This is a genomic window from Lentisalinibacter salinarum, from assembly GCF_040706555.1.
Lineage (GTDB): Bacteria > Pseudomonadota > Gammaproteobacteria > Steroidobacterales > Woeseiaceae > Lentisalinibacter > Lentisalinibacter salinarum.
The window spans coordinates 465,830-484,377 of record NZ_JAPDRH010000003.1 but is presented as its reverse complement, the minus strand read 5'-3'; the positions used below and the strand labels follow the sequence as shown (position 1 = coordinate 484,377).

The 18,548-nt window shown below is 63.4% G+C and carries 20 protein-coding genes and 1 tRNA gene; 15 read left to right on the top strand and 6 right to left on the bottom strand.

Annotated features, from left to right (window positions below; all coding sequences use genetic code 11):
* Positions 1–203 precede the first annotated feature (203 nt).
* Positions 204–1,478, top strand: a complete 1,275-nt coding sequence (locus tag ACJMKZ_RS12810; RefSeq protein ID WP_405233595.1) for a hypothetical protein — start codon at positions 204–206, stop codon at positions 1,476–1,478.
* Positions 1,479–1,694: 216 nt separating this feature from the next.
* The gene (locus tag ACJMKZ_RS12805) at positions 1,695–1,922 is read left to right on the top strand and encodes a nucleoside triphosphate pyrophosphohydrolase family protein (protein ID WP_405233594.1); all 228 of its coding nucleotides are present in this window, start codon (positions 1,695–1,697) and stop codon (positions 1,920–1,922) included.
* Positions 1,923–2,215: 293 nt separating this feature from the next.
* Here ACJMKZ_RS12805 and ACJMKZ_RS12800 read toward each other — a convergent pair whose 3' ends face one another.
* Positions 2,216–2,806 carry a transposase gene (locus tag ACJMKZ_RS12800; RefSeq protein WP_405233593.1) on the bottom strand — a complete coding sequence of 197 codons (591 nt, stop codon included), beginning with the start codon at positions 2,804–2,806 and terminating at the stop codon, positions 2,216–2,218.
* 1,312 nt (positions 2,807–4,118) lie between these two features.
* On the opposite strand from ACJMKZ_RS12800, the gene ACJMKZ_RS12795 reads away from it, so the two are divergent.
* Positions 4,119–4,979: an exonuclease domain-containing protein gene (locus ACJMKZ_RS12795; protein WP_405233592.1), complete on the top strand. Its 861-nt coding sequence runs from the start codon at positions 4,119–4,121 to the stop codon at positions 4,977–4,979.
* Between the two features lie 6 nt (positions 4,980–4,985).
* Here ACJMKZ_RS12795 and ACJMKZ_RS12790 read toward each other — a convergent pair whose 3' ends face one another.
* Entirely contained in the window at positions 4,986–5,378 is a 393-nt protein-coding gene (locus ACJMKZ_RS12790) for a hypothetical protein (RefSeq protein ID WP_405233591.1), read from the bottom strand.
* A 46-nt stretch (positions 5,379–5,424) separates the two neighbouring features.
* Here ACJMKZ_RS12790 and ACJMKZ_RS12785 point away from each other — a divergent pair, with 46 nt between their 5' ends.
* The 7 genes from ACJMKZ_RS12785 (at position 5,425) to ACJMKZ_RS12755 (ending at position 10,688) form a co-directional block, all read left to right on the top strand.
* Positions 5,425–5,742: a hypothetical protein gene (locus ACJMKZ_RS12785; protein ID WP_405233590.1), complete on the top strand. Its 318-nt coding sequence runs from the start codon at positions 5,425–5,427 to the stop codon at positions 5,740–5,742.
* A 725-nt stretch (positions 5,743–6,467) separates the two neighbouring features.
* Complete coding sequence (locus tag ACJMKZ_RS12780) at positions 6,468–6,641, top strand: hypothetical protein (RefSeq protein WP_405233589.1); 174 nt, start codon at positions 6,468–6,470, stop codon at positions 6,639–6,641.
* A 785-nt stretch (positions 6,642–7,426) separates the two neighbouring features.
* Complete coding sequence (locus ACJMKZ_RS12775) at positions 7,427–7,630, top strand: helix-turn-helix domain-containing protein (RefSeq protein WP_405233588.1); 204 nt, start codon at positions 7,427–7,429, stop codon at positions 7,628–7,630.
* 66 nt (positions 7,631–7,696) lie between these two features.
* Positions 7,697–7,924 (top strand): hypothetical protein, encoded by a 228-nt coding sequence (locus ACJMKZ_RS12770; RefSeq protein WP_405233587.1) that lies wholly within the window; start codon positions 7,697–7,699, stop codon positions 7,922–7,924.
* 342 nt (positions 7,925–8,266) lie between these two features.
* Positions 8,267–8,467: a hypothetical protein gene (locus ACJMKZ_RS12765; protein WP_405233586.1), complete on the top strand. Its 201-nt coding sequence runs from the start codon at positions 8,267–8,269 to the stop codon at positions 8,465–8,467.
* Entirely contained in the window at positions 8,464–9,453 is a 990-nt protein-coding gene (locus tag ACJMKZ_RS12760; RefSeq protein WP_405233585.1) for a tyrosine-type recombinase/integrase, read from the top strand. Before ACJMKZ_RS12765 ends, ACJMKZ_RS12760 begins: the two co-directional genes overlap by 4 nt.
* A gap of 8 nt (positions 9,454–9,461) precedes the next feature.
* Complete coding sequence (locus tag ACJMKZ_RS12755; RefSeq protein WP_405233584.1) at positions 9,462–10,688, top strand: hypothetical protein; 1,227 nt, start codon at positions 9,462–9,464, stop codon at positions 10,686–10,688.
* A gap of 104 nt (positions 10,689–10,792) precedes the next feature.
* Here ACJMKZ_RS12755 and ACJMKZ_RS12750 read toward each other — a convergent pair.
* Positions 10,793–10,868 (bottom strand) — tRNA-Glu (locus ACJMKZ_RS12750).
* 78 nt (positions 10,869–10,946) lie between these two features.
* Between ACJMKZ_RS12750 and pcnB the strand changes: the two genes are divergently transcribed.
* The 5 genes from pcnB to panC are packed head-to-tail and all read left to right on the top strand — an operon-like array spanning position 10,947 to position 15,350.
* Positions 10,947–12,350 carry a polynucleotide adenylyltransferase PcnB gene (pcnB, locus tag ACJMKZ_RS12745; RefSeq protein WP_405233583.1) on the top strand — a complete coding sequence of 468 codons (1,404 nt, stop codon included), beginning with the start codon at positions 10,947–10,949 and terminating at the stop codon, positions 12,348–12,350.
* Positions 12,347–12,880 (top strand): 2-amino-4-hydroxy-6-hydroxymethyldihydropteridine diphosphokinase, encoded by a 534-nt coding sequence (gene folK / locus ACJMKZ_RS12740; protein WP_405233582.1) that lies wholly within the window; start codon positions 12,347–12,349, stop codon positions 12,878–12,880. The genes pcnB and folK overlap by 4 nt, the downstream gene beginning before the upstream one ends.
* On the top strand, positions 12,877–13,581 hold the full coding sequence (locus tag ACJMKZ_RS12735; RefSeq protein ID WP_405233581.1) for a deoxynucleoside kinase: 705 nt from the start codon (positions 12,877–12,879) through the stop codon (positions 13,579–13,581). The genes folK and ACJMKZ_RS12735 overlap by 4 nt, the downstream gene beginning before the upstream one ends.
* 57 nt (positions 13,582–13,638) lie before the next feature.
* The gene (gene panB / locus ACJMKZ_RS12730; protein ID WP_405233580.1) at positions 13,639–14,469 is read left to right on the top strand and encodes a 3-methyl-2-oxobutanoate hydroxymethyltransferase; all 831 of its coding nucleotides are present in this window, start codon (positions 13,639–13,641) and stop codon (positions 14,467–14,469) included.
* 32 nt (positions 14,470–14,501) lie between these two features.
* Positions 14,502–15,350 carry a pantoate--beta-alanine ligase gene (panC, locus tag ACJMKZ_RS12725; protein ID WP_405234163.1) on the top strand — a complete coding sequence of 283 codons (849 nt, stop codon included), beginning with the start codon at positions 14,502–14,504 and terminating at the stop codon, positions 15,348–15,350.
* Positions 15,351–15,366: 16 nt separating this feature from the next.
* Here the strand turns inward: panC and ACJMKZ_RS12720 are convergent, their stop codons facing one another.
* From ACJMKZ_RS12720 to queG, 3 genes are all read right to left on the bottom strand, one after another.
* Positions 15,367–16,386: a GGDEF domain-containing protein gene (locus ACJMKZ_RS12720; protein WP_405233579.1), complete on the bottom strand. Its 1,020-nt coding sequence runs from the start codon at positions 16,384–16,386 to the stop codon at positions 15,367–15,369.
* Between the two features lie 123 nt (positions 16,387–16,509).
* Positions 16,510–17,373 (bottom strand): PPK2 family polyphosphate kinase, encoded by an 864-nt coding sequence (locus tag ACJMKZ_RS12715; RefSeq protein WP_405233578.1) that lies wholly within the window; start codon positions 17,371–17,373, stop codon positions 16,510–16,512.
* A 20-nt stretch (positions 17,374–17,393) separates the two neighbouring features.
* Positions 17,394–18,443, bottom strand: coding sequence for a tRNA epoxyqueuosine(34) reductase QueG (gene queG / locus ACJMKZ_RS12710; RefSeq protein ID WP_405233577.1), 1,050 nt, complete (start codon positions 18,441–18,443; stop codon positions 17,394–17,396).
* Positions 18,444–18,548 lie beyond the last annotated feature (105 nt).

Below are 18,548 nucleotides of genomic sequence, written 5' to 3'. Positions count from 1 at the left end.
CGAGCCACTGGTGGCCTGGCCCTGCTACGGCGGGACCGGGCTGCACTTTCACAACGGAGACCCCAACTTCGGGGTACCGCTACTGACTACCTTTCCTTTTTCACCATGTCTCTCGGTGAACCGGCAACCGGCCGCGGGCCTGATCCCTCGCGGTCGGTCGCCACTTTATCGAGCCGAGGGACCTTCAGCCGAGAGACGCTGTAATGACCCAGTTCACCATACCGGAAGCCGAACGTGACCGGATCTTCAACCCGTGGCGGACTACCGCCAACCCCCAGGTAGACGCCCTGTGCACCACCGTGGCCTCCATGCTGCAGGACTACGAGGAACACTGGCAGCTGCGCCAGAGACCCCGCCGGCAGCGTGACAAAGAGATCATGCACGCCACCGTGCGGTCCCTGGTCTGCGATGCCCTCCACCGCCATCTGACGACCCCAGACGGCGAAGGCCGCATCATGGTCTCGATGTCTAATGCCGTCCGCAAAAGCCGGTACCGCCACGAGATCGAAGGCAAGCAGCTGCCCACCATCGTGAGCCGGCTGTGCTCCGACGGCCTCCGGGTGCTCGAGATCGACGAGCTCGGGGAGTTCGTCACCCGGCGTATGACCGCCATCAAGGCCGGCAAATTTCTGAGGGGAGTCTTCCGCCACTACGACTTCGAACAAGAGGACCTAATCCTCGAGCCTGGCCAGGAGATCGTGATCCTGAAGCAGGCCAAGGAGCGCCTCAACAAGGACACGGCATCCGACCGATCCCTCTGGATGGAGTACCGCGACACGTCGACCACCCGACGCTATCGGGCCGAGGTGAAGCGGATCAATGAGAACCTGATTGCCGCCGACCTCGAGTACCGCGGCGGCAGACTCATCGACCGCACCGACCGTGTCCTCCGCCGGTATTTCAACAACGCCAAGTTCGATGAGGGCGGACGGCTCTTCGGTGGATTCTGGCAGCAGCTGAAATCCCGACAACGCCGACTGATCCGCATCGAGAGCGAAGAGGTGGTCACCCTGGACTTCGACACTATGATCGCGCGGCTGGCATACGCCGAGATGGACCTCCGGCTACCGGCGGGCGACGGCTACGACATCGAGGGGTTCACCGCCGGCGACCGGGCAGGCATCAAGCGCCTCTTCAGTTCCATGCTCTTCGCACAGAAGCCCCTCAAGGGATGGCCCCGGCAGGTCCGGGAGTTATTCCCCGAAGGGACCCGGCTGAAGGACGCCGTCACGGCCATCCAACGGGCGCACCCGGAGCTGGACCCGTTGTGGTTCAGCGGGACAGGACACCGTCTCATGTTCACGGAATCCGAGATCATGGTGGCTGTGCTCTTGGAGCTGCTCGACAATCAGGTCACGGCTCTGCCGATCCACGACGCCATCGTCGTGCCGGCCGTGCTCGCGGACTATGCTAGTGGTGTCATGCTCGAGAAATTCGAGGAGACCACCGGGCAACCGGCGAGCGTGTCCTCGAGGTGAGCATTCCCGCACCTGCTCTACCCCCTGGGTAGGTATCTAAGTGGGTGGTAATACACCTGTAGAACACCTACCGACCCCCTTTGTAAATCCCGTAGAGCCCTCGACACGCTGAAACCCTTGCCATCACTGGGTTTCAGCCGGTGGGCATTCCTAGGGGATTCGAAGGCATAAACCTTACGGGATTCGATGCCCGAAACCATTCCTGAGGAGGAAACAATGAACAAGCCGATTGACCCCCACACGTTCCCGAAAGACGAGCTACTTCGCCGCCGCGAGGAGTTGAACGAGGTCGCCCGAACCATCAACCGCTACCTAGGTGACCGCAAGCGCGACCTCGCGGACGCGCCGAAGCTGGCCGATGAATTGAACGATGTGCGCAAGGTAGTGAATGCGGCCCTCAGCCGACGCCGTTCTTACCTGACTGCCGGATTGAAAGGCCGTTAGTGCCGGCGGAAGAGGACATCATGAAAATCGACAACCAGACCGACTACGCGATCACCGGGTTGCACCTGGAGTGCTCACGATGAGGCAAAGCACGCGAAGAACGTGCGCTACAGGCGGAAGTGCGATCCGCGGGCGAAGGCTACCGAGGTCGACATCGAGAAACTCGGCGACCATGCTGCAGCTCAGACTGTCGCAGGCTAGCTCGGGCGGAGACTTCGGCTTTTGGCCAGCAGCAGTCGCTCAAGGCTCACGCTCGAATCGTTACTAGCATAAATCCGGATCGGACGATTCACTTAATCAAAGCGTTTGCGCATGCGCTCGGCAAATGCATTGCGCTCCTCAGCGGACATGCTTTCGACCTTTTCAGTGAACTGTTGCCTCTGCACGAGTACCTCATGGAAATGCCACGAATGTGCGTTGCACATCGCATGTATAGCGGCAAGCGTCAGGCCGGTTTGGTGGTCGTGATGCAAGTGGACGGGGTTCTTCAAGAAACCTTCCTTCCCTCCGGCCAGATCGTCCCAATCTATCTGGTCTGCCGACTGACGAACGAACTCATGCGGTTCGTCGTCCAGTAGTTCATCGCAATACATGCATCGGCCATTGAAGTATTCAATGTATTCATCACGCAACTTGCGTCGCTGATTGGAGTTCAAGTCGCGGTACCGTTGCGGAAACTTGCTGCCGCATTGATGATCTATCTGTAAGCGCGAACCATCCATAGTTGTCATTTCTTGCGAGGGGGGTGGCGGATAGATGGCGTCGATCCAACGCCTTACTGTTCGCGCAGTGACGCCAAACTCGCGGCCTACGCTTGCCATTGTTCGACCTCCGTTCACGACGAGATCGACTGCTTGTCGGTGGCGTTCGGTAATGGTCTTCATGCTTGATTAGAGCACTCGCTACACACCATGAAAGCGGTCGCCTGACCAACACGCAGTGCCCCTGAACAGTCACTACTTTGTCTGGAAGGAGTGAATTCGCGACCACAAGCGGTAATTGACGAACAGTCGGCTGGAAGACCGTTGCCGCTAGTGGGTCATACTTACCGACGGCGCTTTATGCTAGGTATCTGGAGTTACGTTGAGTTACTTGATCGACCGCGTGATCCATAGCGTTCCGCAACTCATCAAATGTCTCTAAGGTCTCACGCATGATCAACGTCGACCACGGACGTGCGAACCTTACACACGGATTAGTCCGACTTCCCCGAAACGAGTTATCGTTGACATAAATTGAATATTCTTTCGCGAACACCCCTTTCCGCTGTCGTTGGATCTCAATATGCAGCATCAATCCACCTGACTCTACATCGGATGACAATGGATGCCATAAGGCGCGCTTGTAGTCGACGTAAGATTCATTTGGAAAAGAACTCTTAAACCCTTTCTCGCGTATACCGTTTTGCCACCGTAGGATTGCATCGTGCTCGTCTCGAGAAAAACAAACAACAGTTGGACCCTTGTAATTTGCCAAGCTGTCACGTCGGTCGGATCTTGTACTTATTTGAGACGGTGCCAATTTTTTTACGTATAGGGGCCCGCCCGTCAAATGACCCAACTCAGGTATGAGCGTGCTCCTTCTTATGTCTGTAGGCGATAACCAAACGGAATCAGGGACACCGGGGCGCTGAACTTCGCAATTTCGGTAAATGTATGCGTCGATATCGAAATTCCCTATCTCGGGGATATCCATTTGCCCGAAAATCAAATCGCCATCGACACGATCATGCGTCCAATGGATCTCGAACACCATAATTTTTGACAAATCTGGAGGGTTGAGCTCTTGCTTGAAAAGGACCAACTTGTCGTCTCTCTTCAAGTTGACAAAGTGCTTGTATAGCGCTTCATTCACCGTTGGGAGTCTCAATCTAAAGCACAGCTGCGTCTTGAATCGGCNGCAAGCAATCCTTTATCCGCAGTACGCAAAGAGCGCGATAGCAATCATCTTTCGTGCGCCGTCGAGATCTGCCCGACTTGGCAAGCGGCAATAACCGGGGAATAGTATCTGACCGCTCCAGTTGATGACACGACAAGTATCTCATTTTGGCGTTAGTATCTCGCGACCCCTTCGGGTCGATAGCGGGCATCATACTCGATACGTTCTGTGGTGAAATTCGGTGTTTCACGATGCCGCGGGGACTGCCACCCTAGGATAGTGTTGCGGTCGAATGCACGACGCGGGAAGGAACGGAGCATGAACTTCGTAGCAATCGACGTCGAGACAGCTAACGCAGACTTGGCTTCCATCTGTCAGGTTGGTATTGCCAAGTTCGCAAACGGCGAGCTTGCTGACGAGTGGTTCAGCTACGTAGACCCGCAAGACCATTTCGACCCGATGAATGTGTCGATCCATGGAATTAACACGTTCACGGTTCAGGGCTCGCCATCCATTGCGGACTTGTACGACACACTAGATGCCTACTTGGGCGGTTCGATTGCCGTCTGTCATACATACTTTGATCGCATGGCTGTCGAGCAGGCCATGAGTCGATTCTCACTCCGACCACCAATCGCCGCATGGCTGGACTCGGCCCGGGTCGCGCGACGAGCGTGGTCGCAGTTTGCCCGCAAGGGCTACGGCCTCGCCAACGTCTGCAAGACGCTCGGATACACCTTCAGGCACCACGATGCGCTGGAGGACGCGAAGGCGGCGGGCTACATCATACTGGCGGCCATGGAGGAGACAGGGCTGGACCTTGATCAGTGGCTCGTGCGGGTGAACCAGCCGATCGACCCGACCGCGGCACCCAGTGAACCCGTCCGCCGCGACGGTAACCCCGACGGACCCTTGCATGGCGAGATCCTTGTGTTTACCGGCAGCCTCGAGATCCCCAGACGACACGCCGCCGACTTGGCTGCGAGCGTGGGTTGTACGGTCGCATCCGGAGTCACCAAGAATACAACGCTGCTCGTCGTCGGCGATCAAGATGTCACAAAACTCGCCGGACACCGCCGAAGCTCGAAACATCGTAAAGCACTCGAGCTGGTCGAAAAGGGACAATCAATCCGCATCATCCGTGAGACCGACTTCAAGAAGCTTGTCGACACCGCATAGGCGTGTCTAGGCGCTCTTATACTTATCGTAGTCCAGCGTAAAGACCACTCGATTACCCGTCTTCGTGCAGGTCAGTTCCACTTCCTCATCCGGATCGACGTCGAGGTCTTCGCCTCGTAGCCCGAGCCACATCGCGTAGTAAGACAGCACGCCATACTTTCGTTTCGCCTTGATAGGCGCATCCCGACCGCCCTTGTATGGGAGGATCGGAAGCTCGCCTTTATCCGCCCGCTTTGCCCGCTCATCGCCGTGCTCCCGGAGGTCACGTCCTATCTCCCAGCAGGTGATCAGCCCACGGTCGTCTTGGCGCCACTTCTCGTCGAAAGTTAGGCCTTGGCGTCTCGGTTCATTAATCGATCGGTGGATGCGCATCTGCTCGCTCAGCCGCGTCATAGGCATGGCGGAATGATACCTAACTCCCCCAACAGCTCCCAAGGAGACCCCAATGACCAAGAGCCCATCCGCCGCCACCATCAAGAAGACGCTGGATGCCCTCAGTGAGGACTACGCCGTGGCCTCTGGCGCACCCTTTGCCGACACGGACAAGCGGCGAGCTGTGACCAAGCGGTACTTCGATGAGCTGGCCAACCTGACCAACCGCCCGCGCACCGAGGTGGTAGCCCTTCGGAACAGAGCCGAGGGTCACTGGAATCGCGAGGGCATGCACCCAACCGTGATCGCCGGCAACGTCGATCCGGAAGAGTTCCGCGGCTGGTTCGCTCGTGTCCTCGAGGCCGGTGAGGTCACGGAGCTGTCACGATGAGCTGGGGAGGTTCCCCGCTGCGGAAGATGTTCCCCGACACCGTTCGCCAGCTGGAGAGGATCGGTCACGGCAAGCCTCTGGACCGACCCGTACATGGCACGCCGGCACCCATCCGGAATCTGGGTGGCGGGATTACGGAGCACCCAGGCCCTGATGGCAAGGTAGTGCTCCGATTCCAGGCCAGCGAGTGACGAAGACGAGGATGACGACATGATACTGACTGACCACAAAGGCCGCACCTATCACCTGGCCGATGGCCTAAAGCGGTGCTCTGCCTGTCACGCTATCAAAGTCGCCGCGGAGTACCACCGCGACGCTTCTGCACCTGACGGCCTGAATCATCGGTGCCGAAACTGCGAGCAGGCGCGGTGGCGGGCGCGTCGAGCCGACCGCATGGCCCGCGACGTGGCCCAGGAGGCCGAGCAGCTAGCCCGCGACTTGTTGGCAGCCGGTGCCACCCGTGATCAGCTGCCTGCGCTCGTGGGGCTTCGACTGGCCGAGACCTACAGAGCGGTGGCCCGATCATGGCTGCCCGGATGAGGTACTGCCCCCGGTGCCATGGCTCCCACCCCTCATTCATCTTCGGACTGGTGGAGGGTCAACCCAAGGACATTTGCTTCCATTGCGGAGACCGAGCTGTTGCCCGGGAAAAGGGTGAGCTGTATGGAAACAGCACATGGAGGGGCAAAAAGGAGCCCGGCAAGACGCGATCCCGGGAGCAACTGGTGGCCGATCTGAAGGCCGAGCTGCAGTGCGAGACCGATCCCGACCGCCGGCGACAGCTGATCCGCCGCCTGGATCACCACCAGGGTCTCCTCGAGGGGAAGGACATGCAGTGGAACGGCGACGCGAGCACCGGGAAGGTCACTAGAGGCGAACCCGTGGGTTCCACCGGCTGACATGCCCTGTGAGGGCCTGTGAGGGACGCTGGGGGAGGGAGGCCCCAGGGCAGGGCCGGCAGGAGATCGTCCAGGAGCGGCAGGATGCGGCCCTGGGTGGACGGAGGGTGGAACCTTGGGTGCTGCGGGGTCCAGAGGCCGGATATTTGATGCAATTACGCGAACGACCTCTTACGTAAGTCCGCGCCCCGATTCCCCCCATGGGGCCCTCCCCACCTTCACATGACCACCGCTGGGCACCTCGCGGCACATCACCATGGCACACCACCTCGACAGGCCGCGCCGTTGCTGGGTTCGCGCCGGATTGGGGATCCGGCGGGGTGGCATTGGACGTGGTGGGGAAGGGCGCTCCGGCGGGGTCGCGGGGGTGGCTGCGATGTTGTTCCCCTCTGCTCGCCGATCTGTTTTGCCGTATCGCAACTGCGAAGCGCGTGTAGATACACGACATAGGCATCCTCAGATCACCAGCGGAGACACCTGCAGATCACCGCCGGCCACTCACCGCGTCACTGCTTTTTCCTTTTATATGATCCATTGGAGCATGCACATGATCGTTTATTGTCATTTGTTTAGCCTGTGGAGGCGTTCATATTGTCTAGCAATAGCGTTCCAAAGTGGGATCAGTTCGGTCTCGGAACTGTTCCGACAAAGGAACTCTCTATCAAGCCCAAGCAGCACTTTTAAAAATGATCCGTTGGATCATATAATTTTGACCCTTGCGTTGGTACGGATCACCGCACTGCCGGTACTTGGGCGGTCCCCACTACGGCGGCGAAGAGGAGGTTATGCGACAGGAAGAGATCGTCATCCGCCACCTGAAGGAGACTGGATGGCTCACCGGCCGGGCCGCCTTCGACCTCTACCGGATTCAGGACCTACCCAAACGGGTTAGCGTGCTGAAGCGGGAAGGGCACAACATCGAGAGGTTTCTCAAGACTGACGAGGAGGGCCGGCGTTACGCCGTCTACCGCCTGGGCCGGGCTGAGTGACCAGCGGGGGTGCCTCGGTGGTCATATGGCCGCCATCACCACAACCAAGCATGAGGAGACGAGAACATGACGACGAAGCCACACGCGCTGAAGGTGCCGCTAGACGAGGCGCTGGCGCTGCTGCAGGAGTACTCCAAAGCTGCGGCGTACCTGCAGGAGGATACAACGACCCCAGAGCGGGTGGATTTCTTCGCTGATCGGGCGACCGAGCCGAGTGCGAAACGAGACCGGCTCTGGGATAGGTGGGAGGCGGTAGGCCGTGGTGAGTTCGATATCGGCGGCAGTGCCCGGTAGAAGCAGAGGGAGGTGGAGCCGGGATCGCAGGCGCACCACACGCCTCCCCGGGGTCCGCGTTCCCACCATGCAAGTGGAGAGCAACTTGATGGTAATTCAAGTGACGCTGTACGGGCCTGCGGACTATTCGCCCGCGCTCTTGCGGCGGCTGATGAAAGGGCAAGGTCAGACGCAGAAAGCGACGGCCGGCCTGCTTGGGGTGTCGGTCCCGGCCGTGAGGCACTGGCTGCGCGATGAGCGGCGCATGCCGACGGGGCTCTGGGAGCTTTACTTGCTTCGGTGTGGACTCCACGAGGGCTACATCACGGTGCCGCGAAGAGGCATGACAGAGGAGAACCAGGAATGAACAACATGAGCCTTGCGGTAATCATTGCCGCTGCGTTGCTCGCAGGTACCATCTTCGTCGATGGCGAGCGTGACAGGAACTTTCGGAGGGAGTTGATAAGGCAGTGCGTTGAGGCGCTCTATGATCCCGCTGCGGCAGACGAAGCGGGTGCCCGGTACCACTGTATCCAGACGCTGGAGGGCGGAGAACGGACATGAAGCTCACGAAGCGCAGTAACGGCATCTGGATGCTCGACCTGCGGTCGGGGGGCCGGGGTCGGATCAGCACTGGGAAGCGCAACAAGGCGGAGGCTCTGGCGGAGGCCAAGCGCATCATGGCCGGGAAGGTAGACGGCGGGAAGGCCGTCGAGTACACGCTCGGGGATGCGCTGGACGACTGTTGGGCCGACCACTGGCGCCACCTTCGGTCCGCTGGCGAACAGTGGTACCTGGTCGACGTCGTGCGGCGCCGGTTCGGCGATACTCCAGCCGCCGCCATTACGTACCGGCGGGTGAACGAGTGGGTAGCGGAGTGTCGCACAGCGGGTCTAGCCGCCAGCACGATCAACGGGCGCCTCTCGTGTATCTCTCGGGCGCTGCGTCACGCGGCAGACCTCGGAAACGTCGAGCAGGTGCCCCGGATGCCACGCGTGCCGGTGAAGAACAAGCGGGTGCGCTATCTGAGCTACGAGGAGGAGGCGACTCTCCGTGCGGCCGCCTACGGAGCACTCAGCGAGCAGGAGTCGCAGCTGATGGATCGGCTAGTCACCGTCCTAATCCATACCGGGTGCCGACTCTCAGAGGTCATCAGGACGGAGCCAGAGGACATCGTCTCGGACGCTCTCGTGTTGCACGAGACGAAGAACGCGAGACCGCGGGCGGTGCCTCTCACGAGGTCAGCCGGTGACGCTCTCCGGTGGCTGACGGAGGACCGGCTGTGGCGGGAGGTGCGACAGCTGGGCCCACGGAAGGCGAAGGACTGGTGTGTCCGGCGATTTACCGCGGTGAGAAACCGGGCGGGGTTGCGGGATGTGTCCCTTCATGTGCTCCGACATACCGCGGCTAGCCGCATGGTTCAGGCCGGGGTCGACTGCTATAAGGTGCAGACCATCCTCGGACACTCCAGCCCGCAGGTCACCGAGCGGTACGCGCATCTCGAGCTGGACCATCTGCGGTCAGCGGTAGAATCTCTTGATTCGAGGTAACGGGAACGGTGACTGAGCTGAGACTCGACCGCGAAGGGTTTCGCCGCTTGTATGCCGACTGGTTCAGAGCCCTATGTGGCGAAGAAGACATGGAGTTGTCGCAGTACGGCAGCGGGGGCGAACGGTTCACCCTAGGATCCGGTGCAGACTTCCACGTGATTGCCCACTTTGTGGAGCAAGCCCCCTTCCTCAAGTTTGAGGCGAGCGACCCGACGCGGCAGGAAGCCGTCGACCGTGTTGCCGAAGCGGCCCTTGCTCGCATTGAGGCTGGCGACGTGGGCGGCGTCGTTTGGTACTCGTCGACCGTTGCCGAGGTAGGGCTCCGGATTGGCCCTATGGCTGGCCTGAGCAGTCTGTTGGACAGACTCGGGAGGCAGGTCCGGATCGAAGGTTGGCGGCGACTTGGTACGCTTGTGCTGCTGGAGTTCAGCGAAGAAGAGCCGGAGGTCAAGCCACCGCAGGCGATCCTCGCGCCGAAGGCCAAAGTCGAAGTTCATCTGGCGATACCGGGACCCTGCCCGGGTCACTTCTCGTCTTCGATTGCGGAGAAGGTCATCGAGCCGGTGGTCGCGATCGTGGGGTTTGCACTTGGGCGCCCGGTAGAGCTGCCTCCTCACCCATTCCCAACGTCGTCCGATAAGGTCCCCGCACTTGAGGGCAAGCGCATAGACCCCGCTGTACACACGCTCGCCCGGAAGGGCGTCTCTCTCGACATCTTCAGCTTCGCACCCTTGGACTTCTCCTTGTTTAGCCGGATGCAGGCGGCCCTGTTGACGTACGAAGCGGCGGTCAGACAAGAGAGCAACCCCGTCGCCACCGTTCTGTTCGTCGCAGCCGCGGAGTCGCTCACGGTGCCAAATGCCGTGTGGAAGGATCAGAAGCTCACAAAGCGTTTTGTCGAGTTCTTGGAAGAACTGATCACGAGCCAGCTCGATGAGGTTGTGCGGCACGGCAATTTCGAGGAGGCGTTCGGAATTCGTCGCGGGACGCGGACCTTACGCGCGTTACGTCGTGAGTTGTTGAAGCGAATCTACGCGAGTCGGTCCGGCCTGTTACATGAGGGCCTAGTGCCCAGTTACGCCGGCTTCGGGATCGGCCAGTCCGGGGTCGAGCCGGTTAGGCGCGGGCTACTTGCGGAGATCGCGGAGGCTGCAATCATTGAGAGCCTTCGAAGGCCTAGATCAAGCCTGATTGGACACCCGATGTGGAACGGGGATGCCGACGGCAGAATATAGCCTTTTCTGCACGACGAATTGTCCCACAATCCTGTACCACAAGCGGTCGGACTATCTTCGCTAACTTTCTGAGTTTGCGAGGAATTTGAGGGAAGAGGGCAGGTTGGCACTCCCTAGGGGAATCGAACCCCTGTTTCCGCCGTGAGAGGGCGGCGTCCTGGACCGCTAGACGAAGGGAGCGCTGCGCTTTTTGTCCTGCCCGACCCTGCGGGGGCTGCTATTATACGGCCCACTTTGGCAGTTACAAGCGAACTCTATTTGTCGAAACCAGCTCCGGCGGGCTCCGGCGAGCCTCCGATAATCATACCGCGCCCGGACCACAGCGTCTCGCGCGCCAACATCTCCAAGAATGCACTGAAAGTTCTGTACCGGCTCAAGGACGCCGGCTTCCAGGCTTTTCTGGTGGGCGGTGCCGTGCGCGATCTCCTGCTGGGCCTGAGACCCAAGGACTTCGACGTGGCGACGGACGCCGACCCGGACCAGGTGCGCGATCTGTTCCGCAACTCGCGCCTGATCGGGCGGCGATTCCGGCTGGCCCACGTGCGCTTCGGCCGCGACATCATCGAGGTGGCCACGTTCCGCGCCAGTGCCGACGAGGCTGACGAGCGAGCGGACGTGGAGCTGGACCAGCACGGCCGCATCCTGCGGGACAACGTGTACGGCAGCATCGACGAGGACGTCTGGCGACGGGATTTCACGGCCAACGCGCTCTACTACAATATCGCCGACTTCAGCATCTGGGACTACGTGGGCGGCGCCCGGGATATCGAGGAGCGGGTGCTGCGCCTGATCGGCGACCCGGAGCAGCGGCTGCGGGAGGACCCGGTGCGCATGCTCCGTGCGGTCCGCTTCGCGGCCAAGCTGGATTTCACCATCCACGACGAGGTGGCCGAACTGATGCCCGAGCTCAGCGCGCTGCTGGGCCACGTGCCCGCGGCCCGGCTGTTCGACGAGTTCGTGAAGATGTTTCAGGCAGGCCATGCCCGGCGCACCTTCGAGCTGCTGCTCGACCACGGCCTGTTCGGGCGGCTGTTCCCGGAGACCCGGCGCGAGCTGGACGGCCCGGTGGCGGCCAGGTTCCGGGAGTTCATCGCGCTGGCGCTGGCCAACACGGACCAGCGGGTGGCGGAGGGCAAGGCGGTGACGCCGATGTTCCTGCTGGGCGTGTTCCTGTGGGCGCCGGTGCGGGCGCGGGCCGCGGAGATGCTGGCGGAGCGCAAGATGGGCGAGCCGCAGGCGCTCGGCGTCGCCGCCGGGGAGGTGGTGGCGAGGCAGCAGTCGCTCATCTCCATTCCGAAGCGCTTCGCGATCCCCATGCGCGAGATGCTTGCGCTGCAGCCCCGCTTCGAGCGGCGCCGTGGCAAGCGGGCCATGAGTTTCCTGGAGCATCGGCGTTTCCGCGCCGCCTACGATTTCATGCTGCTGCGCTCGCGTATCGGCGAGGTCGATCCCGAGGTGGCCGCCTTCTGGACCGAGGTGCAGGAGATGAGCGGCGAGGAGCGGGCCGACGCCTTCGAGGTGCGCGGCTCCGCCGGCCGTGGCAAAGGCGCAGACAAGGGCAGCGGCCAGGGCGGCGACCGGGAGAGCGGCACGGGCGAAGGCAGGAAAGGCGGCCGCCGGCGGCGACCACGCCGGCGCAAGCGCCGGGAATCGGGCGATTGAGCCCGGCCGGGCGGCCGGTGTGGCGGCCCGCCTGGGTCGCGCTCGGCAGCAACCTGGAGACGCCCGATGAACAGGTCCGCCGCGCCTTCGGCGAGATCGGCCGATTGCCGGGGGTGCGCCTGGTGGCGCGCTCGCCGCTGTACTGTTCGCGTCCCATGGGTCCGGCCGACCAGCCCGACTTCGTCAACGCCGTCGCGGGCCTGGTGACCCGTCTCGGCCCGTCCGAACTGCTGCAGGCGCTCCATGGCATCGAGCGGGCTCACGGGCGCCGGCGCAGCGAGTCCGGGCGCTGGGGTCCGCGCACCCTGGACCTGGACCTCCTCGTCCATGGCGAGACGGTCTGCGACGAGCCGGGTCTGACCCTGCCGCACCCGGGCATCGGCGAGAGAAATTTTGTATTGTTGCCGCTGGCCTCGGTGGCCCCGGATCTCGTCATCCCGGGCCTCGGTCGGGTCGCGACGCTGGCGCGGCGGATCGCCGGGACGGGTATTGAGCGGATGGAGGAGCGAGGAGGCGACAACCGGGGATGAGCCCGACCGACCACAACACTGTCACGCCGCTGCGGCGGCAGGGCGGCAAGGATCCGTCGCCGCCCCGCTACCTCGTGGTGGAAGGGCCCATCGGCGTGGGCAAGACCAGCCTCGCCCGGCGCCTTGCCCGGACCTTCGGCAGCGAGCTGCTGCTGGAGGAGACCCAGGAGAATCCGTTCCTCGAGCGCTTCTACCGCACGGGCAGGGCGGCGGCACTGCCGACCCAGCTCCACTTCCTGTTCCAGCGTGCCCGTCAGCTGGAGGGCCTGCGCCAGGACGACCTGTTCCGGCCGATGCTGGTGGCGGATTTCCTGCTGGAGAAGGACCGGCTGTTCGCCGAACTGAACCTGGACCGCGAGGAGCTCTCGCTGTACGGGCAGATCTACGACCGGCTCGACATCGATGCGCCCACGCCGGACCTGGTGGTGTACCTGCAGGCGCCGGTGGAGGTGCTCATGGAGCGCATCGCGCGGCGGGGCCTGGAGTACGAGCGCGACATGGACCCCGGCTACCTGGAGCGGCTCGCCGAGGCCTATGCGCGGTTCTTCCACGACTACGCCGAGGCGCCGCTGCTGATCGTGAATGCGGCCGGCATCGATCCGGTCCATAATGACGACGATTTCCGCCTGCTGTGCGAGCAGATCCGCCGCACCAGCAGCGGGCGACATTTCTTCAACCCCAATCCGGTCGCTTTCGCCTGACGCCCCGCGCCGGGCGCGTCGCACCGCGGCCGTCATTTCCGGACACCAAGAAGAGAGATGTACACACAGCTTCAGCAACGCGACATGGCGGAGCCGCCCGTCAACGTCGGCACCCTCATGAAGATGAAGTCCGAGGACGAGCCGATCGCCTGCCTGACGGCCTACGACGCGAGTTATGCCCTGCTGGTGGATGCCGCGGGAACCGACGTGGTGCTCGTCGGCGACTCCCTCGGCATGGTCATCCAGGGCCACGACACGACGGTGCCCGTGACGGTGGACGATATCATCTACCATACCCGCAACGTCGCCCGCGGTCTGCAGCGGGCCTTCCTGATGGCCGACATGCCGTTCATGAGCTACACGGACCCGGCCCAGGCGCTGGACAACGCCGTGCGCCTCATGCAGGAGGGCGGCGCCATGATGATCAAGCTGGAGGGTGGGGCCGGCCAGATCGAGATCGTGCAGCACCTGGCCCGCCACGACATCCCCGTCTGTGCCCATCTCGGGTTGAAGCCCCAGTCCGTGCACAAGATCGGCGGGTTCCGGGTGCAGGGCAGGGCGCCGGGGGAAGCCGAGAAAATGGTGGACGCGGCGAAGCGGCTGCAGGACGTCGGCGCCGACGTGGTGCTGCTGGAGTGTGTGCCCAACGAGGTGGGCGCCGCGGTGCGCGAGCGGGTGGAGGTGCCCGTGATCGGCATCGGCGCGGGACCGGAGGTGGACGGCCAGATCCTCGTGCTCTACGACATCCTCGACATCACCCAGGGCCGCACGCCCCGCTTCGTGAAGAATTTCATGGCCGGCCAGCCGTCGCCGCTGGAGGCGCTGAAGGCCTACGTGGCCGCGGTGAAGAACCGCAGCTACCCGGCGGCGGAGCATTGTTTCTCGTGAGCGCCGCGGAACGGAAGAGCGGGGGCGGCACGCTGCACGAGGTCAGCACGCCGGCTGAAGTCCGCGCCTGGACGGCCGAGCGGCGGCAGGCGGGCGAGCGCATCGCCTTCGTGCCCACCATGGGAAACCTGCACGAGGGGCACCTGAGTCTGGTACGCCTGGCCCGGGAGTACGCCGAACGCGTGGTGGCGAGCATCTTCGTGAACCCCACCCAGTTCGGCGCCGGCGAGGACTACGGCGACTATCCGCGAACGCCCGAGGAGGACCGGCGGCTGCTCGCGGACGCCGGGGCCGACCTCCTCTTCACGCCCTCCGCCGAGACGGTCTATCCCTTCGGCGAGGACGCGGCCACGCGCCTGCACGTGCCCGGCTTGTCCGAAGATCTGTGCGGCCGTTTCCGGCCGGGTCACTTCGACGGTGTCGCCACCGTGGTCTGCCGCCTGTTCTGCATGGTGGGGCCGGAGGTGGCCGTGTTCGGTCAGAAGGACTACCAGCAGTTCCTCATCATCCGCCGCATGACCCGGGATCTGTCCATGCCCATCGGCATCGTGCTCGGGCCCACGGTGCGCGAACCGGACGGACTCGCGTGCAGTTCACGGAACCGTTACCTGACCGAGCGGCAGCGCGGTATCGCGCCCACGCTGCATGCGGTGCTCGAAGAGGTTCGCGAAGCGCTGCTGTGCGGCGAGCGGGATTTTGCGTCGCTGGAAGGCCACGCGCTGGCCCGCCTGGAGAAGAGCGGCTTCGCGCCGGATTACGTTGGCATCCGCCAGGCGAAGGACCTGGCGGTCCCTTCGGCCGGCAGTCGTGAACTCGTCGTGCTGGCGGCGGCCCGGCTGGGCCGGGCACGGCTGATCGACAACGTTCTGGTGCAGGTCTGAGCGACGCTCCGAAGGTTCACTCGGAGACGTAGTTCCGCCCGTGATGCTTGGCCCGGTACAGCGCGTCGTCGGCGCGCCGGAGCAGCGACGGGAAGTCGTAGTCCCGGCCGGTTTCGCACACGCCCATGGAGACGGTTACTGCTGAACCGGGGCCTTCCTCGGCGCCCGGAGCAAGCTTGCAGACCGCCTCACGCACCCGCTCGCCCACGGCTTTTGCCTCGCCGGCGGACAGTCCGGGCAGCAGGACCGCGAACTCGTCGCCGCCGAAGCGCGCCAGCAGGTCCGACGGGCGGAAATAGGCGCGCAGGGCGTCGGCCACCTCGGACAGCACCCGGTCGCCGGCCACGTGGCCGTGACGGTCGTTGAACGACTTGAAGCGGTCGACGTCGATCATGATCAGCGAGGCGGGCTCGTCGTCCGCCCGGCAGCGGGACAGTTCGCGGGGGAACATGTCCTCCATCCAGTGACGGTTGTTGAGACCGGTCAGCGCGTCCGTGGTGGCATGGTGTTCGAACTTGCGCAGCGCGCCGATGCTGTCGGCGAGGAAGTTGTTGTGCTGGCGCACCCTTTCTGACAGCACGGACAGCAGGTTCTTGGCGAACGCATGGGAGACGTCCACCAGATTCCAGAGGACGTCCTTGTGAATGACCATGAGGTGGGAGTCCTCGTCCGCCACCACCCAGGCGGAGGGATCCCGGTTCTCGATGATCGACATCTCGCCGGCGCAGTCGCCCACGTCCAGGCTGCGCAGCGGCGGCGCTTCCAGGTTGCCGACATGCACGCTCATGCTGCCGGAGAGGACGATGTAGACCGATTCGTTGGTGCAGTCGGGTGCCAGCACCACCTCGCCGCGGGAGGCATCGCGACGGTCGCAGGCCTGCAGCAGTTCCTGCACGGCGTCGGCATTGACGCCGTGGAAGAGCCGCAGCCCCGCCAGCAGGGAACGCTTGTAGTCCGAGTTGATCGTGGGGTCTTCTCGGTTCTGGCCGTCCCTGCGCCAGTGTCCCGTCGTCTTCTGCATCAGGCTGTCAGACATAGCCGCCCGGGCCATGAGCCCCCCTAGGTCGAAGAGCCACATATACGCCAGCCCTTCGGCAAAAACAACGACCGGACGGGCAAAAGACGCGCCGCACCCCCGCCGGAGGGCAAAAGTGTGAACTCACTCGCTTTCCAGCATGGACTGCATCTGCTCGAACGTGGAGGCTTCCGCGGCGCCGGCCACCGGAAAATGCAGGTTCAGGGAGCGAAGATTGTCGACGATGATCCCGGCGACCGCTGCTCGCATCTCCTTCTTGTCGTCGGCCGGGATGGCGTACCAGGGCGCCCAGGGGCGGGAGGTGGCGTTCAGCGCCGCCTCGTAAGCCGCCATGTAGTCATCCCAGTGCTGGCGCTCGCGAACGTCATGCGGTTCGAATTTCCAGTTCTTGTCCTCTTCGGTGAGGCGGTCCAGGAATCGTTGACGCTGCTCTTCGCGCGAGACGTTCAGCCAGAATTTCATTATCACGGTGCCGTTGCGGGCGAGATGTTTTTCCTGGTCGGCGATCGACTCCAGCCGCTGGTTCCACAGGCCGTGCTGGTCGATCGCCCCGGGCAGCCGCTGGTTGTCCAGGATGTCGGGATGGACGCGCACGACCAGCACCTCCTCGTACTGGCTGCGGTTGAACACGCCGATGCGGCCGCGCTCCGGCAGCACCCTTGTCGTGCGCCAGAGGAAATCGTGGTCGAGCTCGGTGGAGCTCGGCCTGCCGAAACTGAAGACCTGGCAGCCGGCGGGATTGACGCCGCTCAGCACCGCACGGATCGTGCTGTCCTTGCCTGCCGCGTCCATGGCCTGGAAGACCAGCAGGACGGCATAACGGTTATGCGCGTAGAGGACGCGCTGCAGTTTCGCCAGCTTCTTCACCCGTTTCTTCAGGCGCTTCTTCGCCGAGCCCTCGCCGTCCGCTATGCGGGTGGGCGTCTCGTCGACCCGGAAGCTGCCGTCGAAGGGGACCAGGTAGGGGGATGGGCTTGTTTCGAACATCGATGTCTCCGGTGGTCGTGTCAGGACAGGGTAGCCCCGTGGCGGGCGAGCGCCCATTCCACGTGTTCGCGCACCATGGCGGAGGGGTGATCCGTCCTGGCTCGCAGCGCATCCATCACCTCCGCCGTGCTCTCCGCGTTGCCCAGCGCCACCGCGACGTTGCGCAGCCAGCACTCGTGGCCGATGCGGCGGATCGCGCTGCCTTCCATGCGGGAGAGCCATTCCCGTTCGTCCCAGAGGAACGCCTCCGCGAGCGCGACGCCGTCCAGGCCGTGGCGGGGAGCGAAGTCGTCCTCCCGGGTGAGCTGCGCGAACTTGTTCCAGGGGCAGAAGAGCTGGCAGTCGTCGCAGCCGTAGATGCGATTGCCGATGGCGGCGCGGAATTCCTCCGGGATCGAGTCGCGCAGCTCGATGGTGAGATAGGAGATGCAGCGGCGGGCGTCCAGCTCGTAGGGTGCGGTGATGGCGCCGGTGGGGCAGACGTCGATACAGGCCCGGCAGGTGCCGCAGTGATCCGTGACCGGCTCGTCGACGGGCAGCGGCAGGTCCGTGTAAATCTCGCCCAGGAAGAACCAGGAGCCGGCATGACGGTTGAGCAGATTCGTGTGCTTGCCGATCCAGCCGAGACCGGCATTTCTCGCCAGCGGCTTCTCGAGCACCGGCGCGCTGTCCACGAATACCCGGTAGCCGAACTCGCCGACCGCGCCGCGGATGCGCTCGGACAATCTCTGCAGCCGCCGGCGCAGCACCTTGTGGTAGTCGCGTCCGAGCGCGTAGCGGGAGACATAGGCCCGGGCGGGGTGGTCCAGGAGCCGGCGCGCATCCTCGGCCCGCTCGGGCAGATAGTCCATGCGCACGCAGATCACGCTCACGGTGCCGGGCACCAGTTCCGCGGGGCGGCTGCGCCGCGTGCCGTGCTTCTCCATGTAGTGCATCTTGCCGTGGCGCCCCTCGGCCAGCCAGCGGGCGAGGCGGGCCTCGTCGGCTGCCAGCTCGGGCCGCGCTATGCCGCATTGCTGGAAGCCGAGTTCCTCCGCCCACACGCGGATGCGTGCAGCGAGATCCGACATCGGTGGGTCGTGGTCTGTCCGGTCTGCGCTCATCGGGGGCGGGCAAGCATGAGGGTGGGGCGGTTCACTGTCTGGCCCCAGTATAATGGCGGCCATGGATCCATT